Below are 15,040 nucleotides of genomic sequence, written 5' to 3' on the forward strand. Positions count from 1 at the left end.
ACAGGCCCCCACCGCCACGATCCGCGCTCGCCGGCCGACCGCCCACCAATCCACGCCCCGACCCGTGCCACAGCTCAGCCCCAGAACCGCCTTGTTCAGCGGCCTCCTAGCACTGCGCGAGTGGGGCCGGCGACTGGTCGCGCGGGGTTCACTGAACAGCGGCGGCGACGTCTTCTTATTGACCCGTGAGGAATTATTCTCGGTGCCTGTCGATTTCGCTGACGTCACCTCGCGGCGACGGAGACAGCGAGTGTCGTTGACGAAGTTGGAATTGCCGTTGCGTTTCACCCAGCCGATGAGTGTCGGCGACGAGATGCGCGCCGTGGTCACTTCGGGAAGCGCGATAAGGGGGGTACCCGCGGTGTCAGGTCGTGCCCGCGGGCGAGTTCGGTTACTACGGTCGCCGGACGACGACATCGAACCCGGCGAGATCTTGGTCGCACGTGTGACGGACACCGGTTGGACACCATTCTTCGCCACCGCGGCCGCCATCGTCACAGACATCGGCGGAGCGATGTCGCATGCCGCCATCGTTGCCAGGGAGTTCGGCATACCCGCTGTCGTCGGGACCGAGATCGCCTCCCGCGCACTGCGGGATGGTCAGCTGGTCGAAGTCGATGGCGCATCGGGCGTTGTCACGGTCATCGACGGGTGAGAGCGGGGAGCGCATCGCCATCGCCACCTAGTGCTGTGAGTAAGCGCTTCTCCTACGGTGATTCGCTACCCAGGCGGTCGCTTGCCGGCCGTCGAAGGGCGCGGGAGCTCGAACCTTCCGGTGAGCCGACCGCGATTGCTTGTCACCGCCGGGACGAACCTATAGCTTTAACGGACGAAAGACGTCGGTAATTACTTTTTCTAGGACAACCCTGATATGACGGCACTGAAGATCGAAGAAGTCGACCCCAATACCCCGGTCATCGTCGGTGTAGGACAGGTGGCCGAACGGATCGAGGACACCGACTATCGCGGTATGTCGCCGATAGCTCTTGCGGTTGCGGCCGCGCGGGCTGCTGTCCTCGACACCGGCACCGACGAACGAGCAGTCGTCGCGGCGATCGATACTGTCGCGTGCACCCGACAGTTCGAAAACTCGACTCCAGGGGCACCGGCGCCACTCGGCAAGTCGACGAAGTTTCCGATATCGGTCGCAAACGGACTCGGGGCGACACCGCGCCGGGCCGTGCTCGAGGTCGCCGGCGGACAATCGCCGCAGCATCTGGTGTCCGAGTTCGGCCGGGAAATAATGACGGGGACTGCCGAAGTCGTCCTCCTCGCCGGTGCCGAGGCCATCTCGACAATCCGCCATCTGACGCAGTCCGACCCCAAGCCGGACTTTTCCGACGATCCAGCGGATCCCGGTGGCATTTTCGAGGACCGCGGTTACGGACTCTTCGGCCTGACCACGATGGAGCAGGCAAGTCACGGGCTGATCAGTGCACCGGTGCAGTATGCGCTGCTGGAGAATGCCCGCCGGGCCCGGAGAAGGGAAGGCCGTGCGGCGTACGCTGCCGCGATGGGCGCGTTGCTTGCGCCGTTCACCGCAGTGGCGGCGCGCAATCCCCTGGCGGCGGCGCCAGAGAAGCGCACCGCCGACGAGCTGATCACGGTGACCGGTCGCAACCGGATGATCGCCGACCCATACCCGCGCTTCCTCGTCTCCCGCGATCAAGTGAACCAGGGCGCCGCCATACTGCTGATGTCCGTGGCGGCGGCCAGGCGTCATGGCGTGGACTCACCCAAATGGGTGTTCCTTCACGGCCAAGCCGATCTGCGTGAGCGTAATCTGCTCGAGCGTCGGGACTTCGGTGAGGCTCCCAGCGCGCCGGCCGCGGTCGAGCACGCCCTCGAGATCGCAAATGTCACCCTCGATGAGATCGGGTTCTTCGACCTGTACTCGTGTTTCCCGATCGCTGTCTCCAACATCACCGACGCCCTGGGTCTCTCGCCCGACGACCCCCGTGGGCTGACCACAACCGGGGGCCTGCCCTTCTTCGGCGGTGCCGGTAACAACTACTCGATGCACGCAATCGCCGAAGCAACCGGGCGACTACGGGACGAACCGGGAAGCTTCGCGTTGGTGGCGGCGAATGGGGGCGTGCTGTCCAAGACGTCGGTTGGCGTCTACTCGACTGCGCCAACCGATTTGAAGTGTGATCACAGCGACGAGCTGCAACGGGCCATCGACGCGTCTGAGTGTCCCGTGCACGTGCGGCACCCCCACGGGTGGGCGACGATCGAGACCTACACCGTGATGCATGGCCGCAGCGGCAACACCGGCGTCGTTATCGGCCGGCTCGTCGATGGCGGTGGACGCTTTCTCAGTCAGGTTGCTGCCGAGGACGGGGAGCTGCTGACGCTTCTAGAAGAGGCGCCACAGCCGATCGGTGAGCGCGTCTTTGTCTCCGCCTTCGGATATGGCAATCGCGTGACGCTCGACGAAGTCACGGCAACAAGGCTTTTCGCCAAGCCGCCGCCGAAGTTGCGTGATGACTACGAGTTTGTGAGAGTGCTGCGTGACGGGCACCTTCTCGAGGTGACCATCAATCGACCGGACGCCCGTAACTGCCTGCATCCACCGGCGCACGAGGAACTCGATCAAGTTTTCGATGCCTTCTTCGCCGATCCCGAGCTCTGGGTCGCCATCATCAGCGGGGAAGGAACCCAAGCCTTCTGCGCGGGCAACGACCTGCTCTACAGCGTGAGCGGCAAGCCGATGTACGTACCACTCAACGGCTTTGCCGGATTGACCAGTCGGCGTGACATGAACAAACCAGTGATCGCTGCGGTGAACGGCTTCGCGATGGGTGGCGGATTCGAGATTGCGTTGGCATGTCACCTCGTGGTCGCCGACGAATCGGCGAAGTTCGCACTGAGCGAGGTCAAGGTCGGGCTCATCGCAGGAGCGGGTGGATTGATTCGCCTGCCCCGTGCGATCCCACAGAAGATCGCCAACGATCTCATCCTGACGGGTCGCCGCATTGGTGCCGATGAAGCGCAACGACTCGGCGTGGTCAGCCGAATCGCGCCGGAGGGCGAGGCGTTGCGTACGGCGCGCGAACTGGCGGACGACATCCTCGGGGGATCTCCCACGTCCGTGCGGCTTTCTCTCGAACTGATGGAGCGGACGCAGGGCATCGCCGACTGCGTCGATGCGGTAACGGCACCGTCCGACGTCGTCGACGAACTGATGACCAGCGCCGACGCGATCGAGGGTATGACGGCCTTCGCGATGAAGCGGCCGCCGGAATGGAAGAACATGTGACGACCAGTCAGGAACTCGCCGAGTTCGATCGGGCTGCCGATCGGCTGATAGCGAGCACTTGGGGCGGCGCCACCGCGGCGGAGAACGGTGACGTTGGTCGCTTGTGGCTCCGCGCCGTGCGGCAAGGCTGGTTCGAGCTCGGCGCGGCGGGCGCGCTCGACTTCGCGATCGCAGTGACTCGCCGGCTCGGGCGTGTTGCCTGTCCGCTACCGGTCGCCGACGCATTCGCGGCAGCTTCATTGCCTGACGATGCCGCGCTGAAGATCGCCGAAATGCGCATCGTCGTGGTCGCCGATCCGACCGAATACGTCGACGCCGGCGGTGCGGCCACCCACGTTCTGGTTGTCCCCAGATCCGGAGGGCAGGCGCAGGCGCGACCGATCATCACACAGACGCCGGTGCCGGGCCTCGCCGTTCCCGCGTGGAACAGGGTGGAGCTCGGGCCACCGTCCGTCGCCTGCCGAATCGACCCGAGGACCGCCGAACGCGTGCTGGTCCTGACCCGACTCGGCAAGGCGGCCCGAGCGCTGGCAGCAGCGGGACACGCCCACGAGCTGGCGATCGAACACGCGAAGTCACGCACGCAGTTCGGCAGGGTCATCGGAAGCTTCGGTGCGGTGCAGCAGCGAGTCGCACAGTGTCAGATCGACATCCGGTCGGCCGATTTGATGCTCCAGGCCGCTGTTGCAGCGCTGCAGGACCACCGGCAAGACGCGACTTTCACCGCAGAGCTCGCCATCGCTCGTATCACCGCGATCGCCCCCGCCGTACAGCTCGCGGCCCACCACACGCTCGCGGCAAGCGGCTACTTCAACGAACACGCCCTGCCCTGGCTCTTCCGGCGTGTCCACGCAGACATCACCATGCTTTCGACGCTTCAACCGGCCTGCGGGTCGGTCGGGGATGTGCTGGTAGAAACGGAAGCCAGGCTGCCGAGAACCGAGGTCGGCGACCGGAGTGAGGGCCTGCGGGTGAAGGTCCGCCGGTTGATCGCGGCGCACGAAGCCAAGGACAAGGCGCTTGCCCCCGGAAACGTCGATCCCGTCATCGTGAAGGCGATCGCCGAGCAGGGCTGGCTCGGATTCGAGTGGCCCCCGGAATACGGCGGTCAGAACGCGTCGCTGGCCGAACAGGTTGTCCTCAACGAGGAAACGACCTACCACCGCGTCGGGGCAGGCAAAGCACTCGGATCGGTGATGCTGATCGGCTCGTCGATCCTGCGCCACGGGACCGAGGAGCAGAAGGCCAAGTTTCTCCCGATCATCCGCTCGGGAGAATTGGACTTCTGCCTGGGTTATTCGGAACCTGAGGCGGGTTCTGACCTCGCGTCCCTCCGGACTCGTGCGGTACGCGATGGCGACGACTGGGTGATCAACGGGCAGAAGCTGTGGACCACCGGGGCGCATGTGTCGGATTGGGTGTGGCTGGCCGCGCGGACGGATCCCGACGCACAGCCTCGGCATGCCGGGATCACCGTGTTCCTCTTCCCGCTCAAGACGTCGGGCGTGACCATCCAGGAACACACCGCACTGTCCGGGGAGGTGTCGTGTTCGGTGTTCTACGACGACGTTCGTGTACCGGACACCGCCCGGGTGGGCGACGTGAACGGTGGATGGTCAGTCATCGTGGATGCTCTTGCCGGAGAGCGCATTACCATGGGCAACATCGCGGCATCGCTTCACCGCCAGCTCGATGACCTCGTCGATTTCGTGTCGGCGGATCCAACGGCTCTGGTCGGCGGACGGGGGTCGTACCAGCGTGCGATGATCACCGACCTCGCGGTACGTGTGCAAGCCGCACGGACTCTGGTGAGCGCGGCCGTGGGTGCGAGGGCAACTGATATCGGTGCGATGTTCGATGGCGCGATGGCTGGTGTCATGGCTGGTGATCTCGCCGAGGACTTCGGCGAGGCGATGCTGTCGTTGTTCGGCCCGGTGGCGGCCTTGAGCGGTGACGGCAGTCGCCCGGATATCCCCGGCGGCGGCGCGTTCGAATACGGTCTGCGACAGTCGATCATGTATGTCGTCGGCGGTGGTACCAACGATGTTCAACGCGGACTGATCGCACGGGGCCTGGGCCTTCCGCGGTAGCGGCCCTGCTCGCGCAAGAAAGACTAGTGCCGGCGCGCCGGTGGCCAGCGCGGTTCGCCGCACAACGCCAGCAGTGCGTTCTCGATCACCTCGGGCAGCGCCGGGTGAATCCAGTATTGACCGCGCGCCATGTCCTGGCCGGCCAGGCCGAAGCTCATCGCCTGGATCAGCGGTTGGATCAACGACGACGCCTGATGGCCCATGATGTGCGCGCCGAGGATCATGCCGGTGTCGCGCTCCACTACGATCTTGGCGATCCCGGTGGTGTCCTCCATCGCCCAGCCATAGGCCACGTCGGCGTAATCCTGCACCTTGACGTTGATGTCGTAACCGGCTGCGCGGGCCTCGTTTTCGGACAGTCCGACGCAGGCGATCTGCGGATCGGTGAACACCGCCGACGGCACGAAGCGGTGATCCGACGGCATCAGCATCTCGGTGTCGTCCCAGTCCTGCAGCAGGTTGTGCCGCACGATCCGGGCCTCGTGGTTGGCGACATGCTTGAGCTGATAGGCCGACGACACGTCACCGAGCGCGAAAATGCCGCGCGCCGCGGTGCGTTGGTACTCGTCGACCACGACGAACCCGTTCTCGTCGAGTTCCACCCCGACCGTCTCGAGGTCCAGCAGGTCTCCGTTGGGAATCCGGCCGGTGGCCACCAGCACCGCGTCGGCCCGTACGGTGGAGCCGTCATCGAGCTCGACGACGACCTGCGATCCGTCTTTCGTCGCGCCGATCATGTTGCGGTGACTGCGGATTTCCCACTTTTTGCCGGCGATGTCGGTGAACCGCTCACAGATGGTGTCGTCGCAGTGCGACAACATGGCCGCACCGCGGATGACGATCGTCACCCTGGTGCCCAGTGCGGAGAACACATGCGCGAACTCGGCGGCGACGAATCCGCCGCCGATGATCACCAGGTGCTCGGGCAATTCGGGGATACGCATGATGGTGTCGCTGGTGTGGTACTGGACGCCGCAGCCGGCGATCGCCGCGGGAACCATCGCCCGCGCGCCGGCGGCGATCACCACCTGGTCGGCAATGAATTCCGCACCGCCTTCGGCGCGCAGCCGGTAGCCGGACTCGGTGCGGCCGGTGAAGCGGGTATGGGTGTCGTAGACCGTCACATTCGGTGAGGAGCGCCGGTAGTGCTCACCGCCGGCGGCCAGCGGGTCGATCCGGCCGAACACCCGCGAAACGATGTCGGCCCAGCGCACCCCGTCGACGTGGGCGTCGACGCCGTAGCGGGCGGCCTCACGCACGGTCTGGGCCACCTCGGCGGCGTAGACGAACATCTTGGTGGGGATGCATCCCACGTTCAGGCAGGTGCCGCCGAACACCCCCTGTTCGCAGATCGCGATCCGCTTGTCGGCGTACCGCTCGTCGAGAATCGTGTTACCCGAACCGGTCCCGATGATCGCGATGTCGAAGTGCTCCAACGAAGTCCCCTATCCCCGGCCCGCGGCCGACGGGGCCGATTCCAGATGCGCACGATAGAAATCCAGCCAGGTGTCCAATTCCCGATAAGCCGCCGCCTTGGGCTCAGCCAGCGACAGAAACACGTCGTGTTTGGCATCGTCGATCGGCACGATTGTCGTCCGATTGCCGATGCATCCCGCCCAGCGCGTGATCTGGGTGACGTCGAGCACGGCGTCGCCGCGCTGCATGCTCGCCGCGTCGGCGCTCTCGGTGACGCTGTGATCGGAGCGCAGGATCAGGTTGGGCACACCGACGTCCAGGCCGCGATGCAAGGTGGCGTGGCCGCGGCGGATGGCGTGGATCCAGCCGAATGTCACCGGGAACCCGCCCAGCGGCTTCCACTGCAGGTTGTAGTCGAACTCGCCGTGATAGTCGCGGTGCAGCGTGAGGCCATAGCCGCCCTTGCTGGTGCCGCGCACCACCCTGGTTTTGCGAACCCGCGACATCGCGCCGATGGCCGTCGAGGTGAGCCGGGTGCGCAGGATCGCCGGTCCGTGCAGATCGAGCCATGGGCTGTTGAGCACCAGTCCCGCCAGCGACAGCGCGTCCGTCGCCTTGCGCCGGCGCACCCGGTTCAGCCACAGCGACACGATCAGCCCGCCCGCGGAATGCCCGTACACCAGGATCTTGCTGCCTGGATTCTCGGTGGCGATCGTCGCCACCGCCCGCTCCAGCTCACGGTCGTAGCGGGCGAGATCGGTGGTGAAGTGCGGGGTCTGGCCCTCGCGCCAGGACCGGCCGCACTTGTGCTGGTCCAGCGCATAGAACCGGAAGCCGGCAGCGGCGAAGTGGTCGGCGAGTTCGGTGTTGAAGAAGTAGTCGGTGAAGCCGTGCACCGTCAGCACGGCATGTGCGGCGGGTGCGTCGGCCGCGCGGCGCACCAGGGTGGCGAACAGATCGCCCTCGCCGTCGGGGTCCGGACCCAGCGCCATGGTGGCCTGTTGGTAGCCGGCAAGGACATCGTCGGCCCATTCGGCCTGCGCTGCCATCACAGGCTTTACCTTAGTGGGCATGGCGCGGGGGGTGTGGTGCTGGCGACTCACCCGAATAACTGAGTGTCGATCGGGATAACCTGACTATCGGTACCGCTGATACGAGTGAAGGACGAAGAACCGGTGTCTGATACCACCAAGACCGACGTAGTGCTGGTTGGCGCGGGAATCATGAGCGCGACGCTGGGGGCGCTGCTGCGGCTGGTACAACCGGACTGGTCGATCACGCTGGTCGAACGCCTCGATGCGGCCGCCGCCGAGAGCTCCGATCCGTGGAACAACGCGGGCACCGGCCACTCGGCGCTGTGTGAGCTCAACTACACCCCGGAGAAGCCCGACGGCACCATCGAGATCGCCAAGGCCGTCAACGTCAACGAACAGTTTCAGGTCACCCGCCAGTTCTGGGCCTACGCGCACGAGAACGGCATCCTTCCCGACGTCCGCAGCTTCCTGAACCCCGTCCCACACGTCAGCTTTGTGCGGGGCGCCGACCAGATCGACTACCTGCGTCGCCGACGCGACACCCTGGTGCGCAACCCGCTGTTCGCCACGATGGAATTCATCGACGACCGCGACGAATTCAGCCGCCGCCTGCCGCTGATGGCCAAGGGCCGGGACTTCTCCGAGCCGGTCGCCCTCAACTGGACCACCGACGGCACCGACGTCGACTTCGGGTCGCTGACCCGCCAGTTGCTCGGCTACGGCACCGAGCGCGGCATGAGCACACTGTTCGGCCACGACGTTCTCGACCTGCACAAGGAGTCGGACGGCAGCTGGACGGTCAAGATCCACAATCGGCGCACCGGCCAGAAGCGCAAGCTCTCGGCGAAGTTCGTGTTCGTCGGGGCCGGCGGTGGTGCGCTGCCGCTGCTGCAGAAGGCTGGCATCCCCGAGGCCAAGGGCTTCGGCGGGTTCCCGGTCAGCGGCCAATGGCTGCGCACCGGCGACCCGGAGCTGGCGGCCGCGCACCATGCCAAGGTCTACGGCGCGCCGCCGCTGGGTGCGCCGCCGATGTCGGTGCCGCATCTGGATACCCGCGTCATCAACGGGCGATCGTGGCTGTTGTTCGGGCCGTTCGCGGGCTGGTCGCCGAAGTTCCTCAAGGAAGGCAAGATCACCGACCTGCCGCTGTCGGTCAAACCCAATAACCTCGCCTCGATGATCGGTGTCGGGCTCACCGAGATGGGTCTGCTGAAGTACCTCATCGGCCAGCTGGCGCTCAGCGAGGCCGACCGCGTCGACAACTTGCGTGAATTCGCTCCCAGCGCAGTCGATTCCGACTGGGAGCTGGATATCGCCGGCCAGCGCGTGCAGGTGATCCGTCGCGACGCCAAGAAGCTCGGTGTGCTCGAATTCGGCACCACGGTGCTCACGGCCACCGACGGCTCGATCGCCGGGTTACTGGGCGCCTCCCCGGGTGCCTCCACCGCGGTCCCGGCGATGATCGAGGTGCTGGAGCGCTGCTTCGCCGATCATTATCAGGGCTGGCTGCCCAAGCTCAAGGAGATGGTCCCGTCGCTGGGCGTCAAACTGTCGGAGAACCCGGATCTGTTCGCCGAGGTGTGGGCGCACGGCACCAAGGTGCTCGGGCTGGACAGCGGAGGAGAGGCCGACCGCGCCGCGCTCGCCGCCGGGCCGGATGCCGCATCGGTCGCGTCGGGCTCGGGCAATCCGGAGCCCGCGGGAGTGGTGTGACGGTCGCACTGCGCCGCACCTGGGCCAAGGACCTCGACGCGGCCACCCTCTACGAGCTGCTGAAGCTGCGGGTCGAGGTGTTCGTCGTCGAGCAGGCCTGCCCGTATCCCGAGCTCGACGGACGTGACCTGCTGGCCGAGACCCGCCACTTCTGGCTCGAGCAGCCGGACGGCACGGTGATCGCCACGTTGCGGCTGATGGAGGAGCACGCCGGCGGGGAGAAGGCGTTCCGCATCGGCCGGGTGTGTACCCAGCGTGCCGCTCGCGGCCAGGGGCACACCACGCGGCTGCTGCAGGCCGCGCTCGCCGACGTCGGCGATCACGCCTGCCGGATCAACGCCCAGACCTATCTCGCCGACATGTACGCACAGCACGGATTCGTCACCGACGGCGAGGAATTCGTCGAGGACGGCATCCCGCACGTGCCGATGCTGCGCCCGGCCTCGCCGTCGACGGCCGAACAGCCGTGAGCGCGCCCGCGTTTCCGTTCAGTGCGATCGTCGGGCACGATCGCCTGAGGCTGGCGCTGGTGCTGTGCGCGGTGCGCCCGGAAATCGGCGGAGTGCTGATCCGCGGCGAGAAGGGCACCGCGAAGTCGACGGCGGTGCGGGCCCTGGCCGCGATCCTTTCCGAGGTCGATGCGGGTTCGCGACTGGTGGAACTGCCGATCGGGGCGACGGAGGACCGGGTGGTCGGCTCGCTGGACCTGCAGAAGGTCCTGCGCGACGGCGAGCACGCGTTCTCGCCGGGCCTGCTGGCCCGCGCCCACGGCGGTGTGCTGTACGTCGACGAGGTCAACCTGCTGCACGACCACCTGGTCGACATCATGCTCGACGCCGCCGCCATGGGCCGGGTGCACATCGAGCGCGACGGGATATCGCACTCCCACGAATCGCGCTTCGTGCTGATCGGCACCATGAATCCCGAAGAGGGCGAACTACGTCCGCAGCTGCTGGACCGGTTCGGGCTGACGGTCGACGTGCACGCCTCCCGCGATGTGGCGGTGCGCAGCGAGGTGATCCGCCAGCGACTGGCCTACGAGGCCGACCCGGCCGGGTTCGCCGCGCGGCATGCTGTCCAGGACAGCGAGCTGGCCGGACGGATAGCGGCCGCCCGCGCGCGGGTCGCCGACGTCGAGCTGCCCGACGCCGAGTTGAATCGGGTCGCGGCGCTGTGCGCGGCGTTCGATGTCGACGGGATGCGCGCCGACCTGGTGCTGGCCCGCACCGCGGTGGCGCACGCGGCGTGGCGCGGTGCGGGAGCCGTCGAGCAGGAAGACATCCGGGTGGCCGCCGAACTGGCACTGCCGCATCGGAGACGGCGCGACCCGTTCGACGACCCAGGTCTGGACCCCGCGCAGCTCGACGAGGCGTTGGCCGCCATCGACGGCGAGCCCGAGCCCGACCCCGATCCGTCCGGCGGTGGGCAGTCGGTCGACGGCTCCGCCGAACCGTCGGCGCCACAGCGCACTTCGTCGTCGGCATCGCGTCCGTCGGCGCCGCCGGCGGCGACGTTTCGCACCCGGGCGCTGACCGTGCCCGGGGTGGGAGAGGGCAACCCGGGCCGGCGGTCGCGGGCACGCAACCGGTCCGGTGCTGTGGTCACCGCGACCGACGCCCCCGATCAGGGCCACGGGCTGCATCTGTTCGCCACCGTGCTCACCGCCGCCGGTAACAATCGGCTGCGCCCGCAGCCGCAGGACGTGCGGCGGGCGGTGCGGGTGGGCCGGGAAGGCAACCTGGTGATCTTCGTCGTCGACGCCTCCGGGTCGATGGCCGCGCGGGACCGGATGTCCGCGGTGTCCGGGGCGGCGCTGTCGCTGCTGCGCGACGCCTACCAGCGCCGCGACAAGGTCGCCGTCGTCACCTTCCGTCAGGACGGCGCCCGGGTGCTGCTGCCCCCGACCTCGTCGGCGCACATCGCCTCGCGCCGGCTGACCCGCTTCGACACCGGCGGCACCACGCCGTTGGCGCAGGGCCTGCTGGCCGCCCGCGACATCGTGGTCCGTGAGCGGGTGCGCGACCGGACGCGGCGTCCGCTGGTGGTGGTGCTCACCGACGGTCGGGCGACCGGTGGCCCCGACCCGTTGGGGCGCAGCCGCTCTGCGGCCCGCCGGCTGCTCGCCGAGGGGGCGGCCGCGGTGGTGGTGGATTGCGAGACGTCCTACGTACGGCTGGGACTGGCCGCCGACCTCGCCGACCAGTTGCAGGCCCCGCTGCTGCAGCTGGAGCAGCTGCGCGCAGACTATCTGGCACAGGCTGTGCGCCGTGCCGCTTGAAGCGGCCTGAACCGTTCGAAAGGGATCGTCCATGCCGCAGGGCCAGCCGCTCGCCGTGCCCGACGACGGCCTGACCACCCGGGCCCGCCGCAACACCCCGGTGCTCGCGGTGCACACCGGGCCCGGCAAGGGAAAGTCCACGGCGGCCTTCGGAATGGCGTTGCGGGCGTGGAACGCCGGGATGAGTGTGGCGGTGTTCCAGTTCGTCAAGAGCGCGAAGTGGAAGGTCGGCGAGGAGTCGGCGTTCGCCGCGCTGGGCCGGCTGCACACCGAACAGGGCCTCGGCGGTGCGGTGGAGTGGCACAAGATGGGCTCCGGTTGGTCCTGGACCCGCAAAGCGGGCTCGGACGACGATCACGCCACCGCCGCGGCCGAGGGCTGGACCGAGATCGCCGGGCGGCTGGCGCAGCAGCGCCACGACTTCTATGTTCTCGACGAATTCACCTACCCCCTGAAGTGGGGCTGGGTGGATGTGGAAGACGTGGTCGAGGTGCTCCTTAACCGCCCGGGCCACCAGCACGTGGTGATCACCGGCCGTGACGCCCCACAACGGCTGGTCGACGCCGCCGATCTGGTGACCGAGATGAGATGCGTGAAACACCCGATGGACGCCGGCCGCAAGGGTCAGAAGGGCATTGAATGGTAAGCGTGGTGTCAATTCCCGCCGTCGTGATCGGTGCCCCCGCGTCGGGGAGTGGGAAGACCACTGTCGCAACGGGTTTGATCGGAGCGCTGCGGGCCGCCGGACATCGGGTCGCGCCGTTCAAGGTCGGCCCGGACTTCATCGATCCCGGCTATCATGCGCTGGCCGCCGGCCGACCCGGGCGCAATCTCGACCCGGTGCTGGTGCCCGAGGAGCTGATCGGTCCGCTGTACCGGCACGGCACCCGTGACGCCGATATCGCCGTGATCGAAGGTGTGATGGGTCTGTTCGACGGCCGCATCGATGAGCACATTGTCACCCCGGCCCGCGGCTCGACCGCGCAGGTCGCCGAAATTCTCGGCGCCCCCGTACTGCTGGTGGTCGACGCGCGAGGCCAAAGCCACAGCATCGCCGCGGTACTGCAAGGGTTTTTGACATTTCACCCGGGTGTGCACATCGCCGGGGTGATCCTCAACCGGGTGGGCACCGCCCGCCACGAGCAGGTGCTGCGCCAGGCCTGTGAGGCGGTCGGGGTGGCGGTACTGGGCGCGATACCGCGGCACGACGAGTTGGCGGTGCCGTCGCGTCATCTGGGCCTGGTGACCGCCGTCGAGCACGGCGAGCAGGCGCATGCCGCGGTGGCCGCGATGACCGCGCTGGTGGCCCGCCACGTCGACCTGCCCGCCGTGGTGGCCCTGGCCGGCTCTGGGGTACCGGCCGCCGCCTGGGCGCCCGAGGACGTGGTCGGCCAGCTGAGCCGGGCCAACCCCGTGGTGGCCGTGGCCGCCGGCAAGGCCTTCAGCTTCGGCTATGCCGAACACCCCGAGCTGCTGCGCGCGGCGGGCGCCGAGGTGGTGGAGTTCGATCCGCTCACACAGGCGCTTCCCGCGCAGGCCGCGGCGCTGGTGCTACCCGGTGGCTTCCCCGAGCAGTATCTGGCCGACTTGTCGGCCAACGCCGGCCTGCGCACCCAGATCCGCGAACTCGCCCGCCATGCGCCCGTCCAAGCCGAGTGCGGGGGGCTGGCCTATTTGATGGACGACCTCGACGGGCACCCGATGTGCGGGGTGCTGGCCGGCTCGGCCCGCTTCACGTCCCGGCTGACCCTGGGTTACCGGGATGCCGTGGCGGTGACCGATTCGTCGCTGCACGCGGTGGGCCAGCGTGTGATCGGTCACGAATTCCACCGCACCACAGCCGATTTCATCGGCGATGTTCAGTCCGCCTGGGCTTTCCGGGGCCGGGACGGACAACCGGTGTCCGACGGTGTGGTGCAGGCGGGGGTGCATGCGTCGTATCTGCACACGCACCCCGTCGCCCAGCCGGGCTCGGTGGCACGGTTTGTCGCTCACGCCTGCGCATTCACTAGGCTCGCCCGGTGACCGAGAACGCCTACCTCGTCGGCCTGCGCCTGGCCGGCAAGAAGGTCGTCGTGGTCGGCGGCGGCACGGTGGCCCAGCGGCGCCTTCCGCTTCTCATCGGAAGTGACGCCGACGTCCACGTGATCGCGCGGGCCGCGACCCCGGCGGTCGAGGCCCTGGCCTCCCAGCGGCCGGGCATCACGTTGGAACTGCGTGATTACCGCGACGGCGACCTCGACGGCGCCTGGTATGCCATCGCCGCCACCGACGACGCGGACGTCAACGCCGCCGTCGTCGCCGAAGCCGACCGCCGGCAGATCTTCTGTGTGCGCGCCGACGCCGCACGCGACGGCACCGCCGTGACCCCGGCGTCCTTCGACCATGACGGGTTGACGGTGGGCGTACTGGCCGGCGGGGAACACCGCCGCTCGGCGGCGATCCGCTCGGCGATCCACGAGGCCTTCCAGCAGGGCCTGATCGCAGCCGACACCAGCGACGTCGTGCCCGGCAGCGTCGCGCTGGTGGGCGGCGGGCCCGGGGATCCCGAGTTGATCACCGTGCGCGGCCGCCGGCTGCTGGCCCGCGCCGACGTCGTGGTCGCCGACCGGCTGGCCCCGCCGGAACTGCTCGCCGAGCTCGGGTCGCACGTCGAGGTGATCGACGCGGCCAAGATTCCCTACGGGCGGGCAATGGCTCAGGAAGCGATAAACAAAGTTCTTATAGAACGGGCCCGGGAGGGGCGCTTCGTGGTGCGCCTGAAGGGGGGCGACCCGTTCGTCTTCGCCCGCGGATATGAGGAAGCTCTCGCCTGTGCCGACGCCGGGGTGCCCGTCACAGTGGTCCCGGGTGTGACGAGCGCCATTTCGGTACCCGCGATGGCCGGTGTTCCGGTCACCCACCGGGCGGTCAATCACGAGTTTGTGGTGGTCAGCGGCCATTTGGCGCCTGAGCATCCGGAATCGTTAGTGAATTGGAATGCGCTGGCGCAATTGTCGGGGACGATCGTTCTGCTGATGGCGGTCGAACGAATCGAATTGTTTGCCGATGTGCTGATTTCAGGTGGCCGACCTGCGGATACGCCGGTTCTGGTGGTGCAGCATGGCACCACCGCCGCCGAGCGGATCGTACGGACCACGCTGCGTGATGCGCCCGAGCGCATTCGAGCCGACGGCATTCGGCCCCCGGCAATCATCGTGATCGGTCCCGTTGTGGGACTCCCAGCGGCATTCGGCGCTTAAAGATT

Annotated in this window: 11 protein-coding genes; 9 read left to right on the forward strand and 2 right to left on the reverse strand. The window is 67.7% G+C overall.

Annotation, left to right across the window (positions count from 1 at the left end):
• The 3 genes from ORI27_RS18035 to ORI27_RS18045 form a co-directional block, all read left to right on the forward strand.
• Positions 1 to 655, forward strand: a 655-nt coding sequence (locus ORI27_RS18035; RefSeq protein ID WP_266074008.1) for a PEP-utilizing enzyme, incomplete at its 5' end; no start/stop codon positions are given.
• Between the two features lie 216 nt (positions 656 to 871).
• Positions 872 to 3,262 carry an acetyl-CoA acetyltransferase gene (locus ORI27_RS18040; RefSeq protein WP_265998465.1) on the forward strand — a complete coding sequence of 797 codons (2,391 nt, stop codon included), beginning with the start codon at positions 872 to 874 and terminating at the stop codon, positions 3,260 to 3,262.
• Positions 3,259 to 5,352: an acyl-CoA dehydrogenase family protein gene (locus tag ORI27_RS18045; RefSeq protein ID WP_265998464.1), complete on the forward strand. Its 2,094-nt coding sequence runs from the start codon at positions 3,259 to 3,261 to the stop codon at positions 5,350 to 5,352. The genes ORI27_RS18040 and ORI27_RS18045 overlap by 4 nt, the downstream gene beginning before the upstream one ends.
• 23 nt (positions 5,353 to 5,375) lie before the next feature.
• Here the strand turns inward: ORI27_RS18045 and mtr are convergent, their stop codons facing one another.
• Entirely contained in the window at positions 5,376 to 6,788 is a 1,413-nt protein-coding gene (gene mtr, locus ORI27_RS18050) for a mycothione reductase (protein ID WP_265998463.1), read from the reverse strand.
• A 9-nt stretch (positions 6,789 to 6,797) separates the two neighbouring features.
• The gene (locus ORI27_RS18055; RefSeq protein WP_265998462.1) at positions 6,798 to 7,817 is read right to left on the reverse strand and encodes an alpha/beta hydrolase; all 1,020 of its coding nucleotides are present in this window, start codon (positions 7,815 to 7,817) and stop codon (positions 6,798 to 6,800) included.
• A gap of 126 nt (positions 7,818 to 7,943) precedes the next feature.
• Here ORI27_RS18055 and mqo point away from each other — a divergent pair, with 126 nt between their 5' ends.
• The 6 genes from mqo to cobA are packed head-to-tail and all read left to right on the forward strand — an operon-like array spanning position 7,944 to position 15,035.
• Positions 7,944 to 9,515, forward strand: a complete 1,572-nt coding sequence (gene mqo, locus ORI27_RS18060; RefSeq protein WP_265998461.1) for a malate dehydrogenase (quinone) — start codon at positions 7,944 to 7,946, stop codon at positions 9,513 to 9,515.
• Positions 9,512 to 9,985, forward strand: a complete 474-nt coding sequence (locus tag ORI27_RS18065) for a GNAT family N-acetyltransferase (protein WP_265998460.1) — start codon at positions 9,512 to 9,514, stop codon at positions 9,983 to 9,985. The genes mqo and ORI27_RS18065 overlap by 4 nt, the downstream gene beginning before the upstream one ends.
• Positions 9,982 to 11,793, forward strand: coding sequence for a magnesium chelatase subunit D family protein (locus tag ORI27_RS18070; protein ID WP_265998459.1), 1,812 nt, complete (start codon positions 9,982 to 9,984; stop codon positions 11,791 to 11,793). Before ORI27_RS18065 ends, ORI27_RS18070 begins: the two co-directional genes overlap by 4 nt.
• 31 nt (positions 11,794 to 11,824) lie before the next feature.
• Entirely contained in the window at positions 11,825 to 12,439 is a 615-nt protein-coding gene (gene cobO, locus ORI27_RS18075; protein ID WP_265998458.1) for a cob(I)yrinic acid a,c-diamide adenosyltransferase, read from the forward strand.
• A gap of 5 nt (positions 12,440 to 12,444) precedes the next feature.
• The gene (locus tag ORI27_RS18080; protein WP_265998457.1) at positions 12,445 to 13,818 is read left to right on the forward strand and encodes a cobyrinate a,c-diamide synthase; all 1,374 of its coding nucleotides are present in this window, start codon (positions 12,445 to 12,447) and stop codon (positions 13,816 to 13,818) included.
• Positions 13,815 to 15,035: a uroporphyrinogen-III C-methyltransferase gene (gene cobA / locus ORI27_RS18085; RefSeq protein WP_265998456.1), complete on the forward strand. Its 1,221-nt coding sequence runs from the start codon at positions 13,815 to 13,817 to the stop codon at positions 15,033 to 15,035. The genes ORI27_RS18080 and cobA overlap by 4 nt, the downstream gene beginning before the upstream one ends.
• The last annotated feature ends 5 nt before the right edge of the window (positions 15,036 to 15,040 follow it).

Origin of the sequence: Mycobacterium pinniadriaticum, assembly GCF_026242045.1 — a bacterium.
Lineage (GTDB): Bacteria > Actinomycetota > Actinomycetes > Mycobacteriales > Mycobacteriaceae > Mycobacterium > Mycobacterium pinniadriaticum.

Coding starts and splice junctions, on each gene's coding strand:
- ORI27_RS18040 (WP_265998465.1), top strand. CDS start 872: ATGACGGCACTGAAGATCGAAGAAGTCGACCCCAATACCCCGGTCATC.
- ORI27_RS18055 (WP_265998462.1), bottom strand. CDS start 7,817: ATGGCAGCGCAGGCCGAATGGGCCGACGATGTCCTTGCCGGCTACCAA.
- cobO (WP_265998458.1), top strand. CDS start 11,825: ATGCCGCAGGGCCAGCCGCTCGCCGTGCCCGACGACGGCCTGACCACC.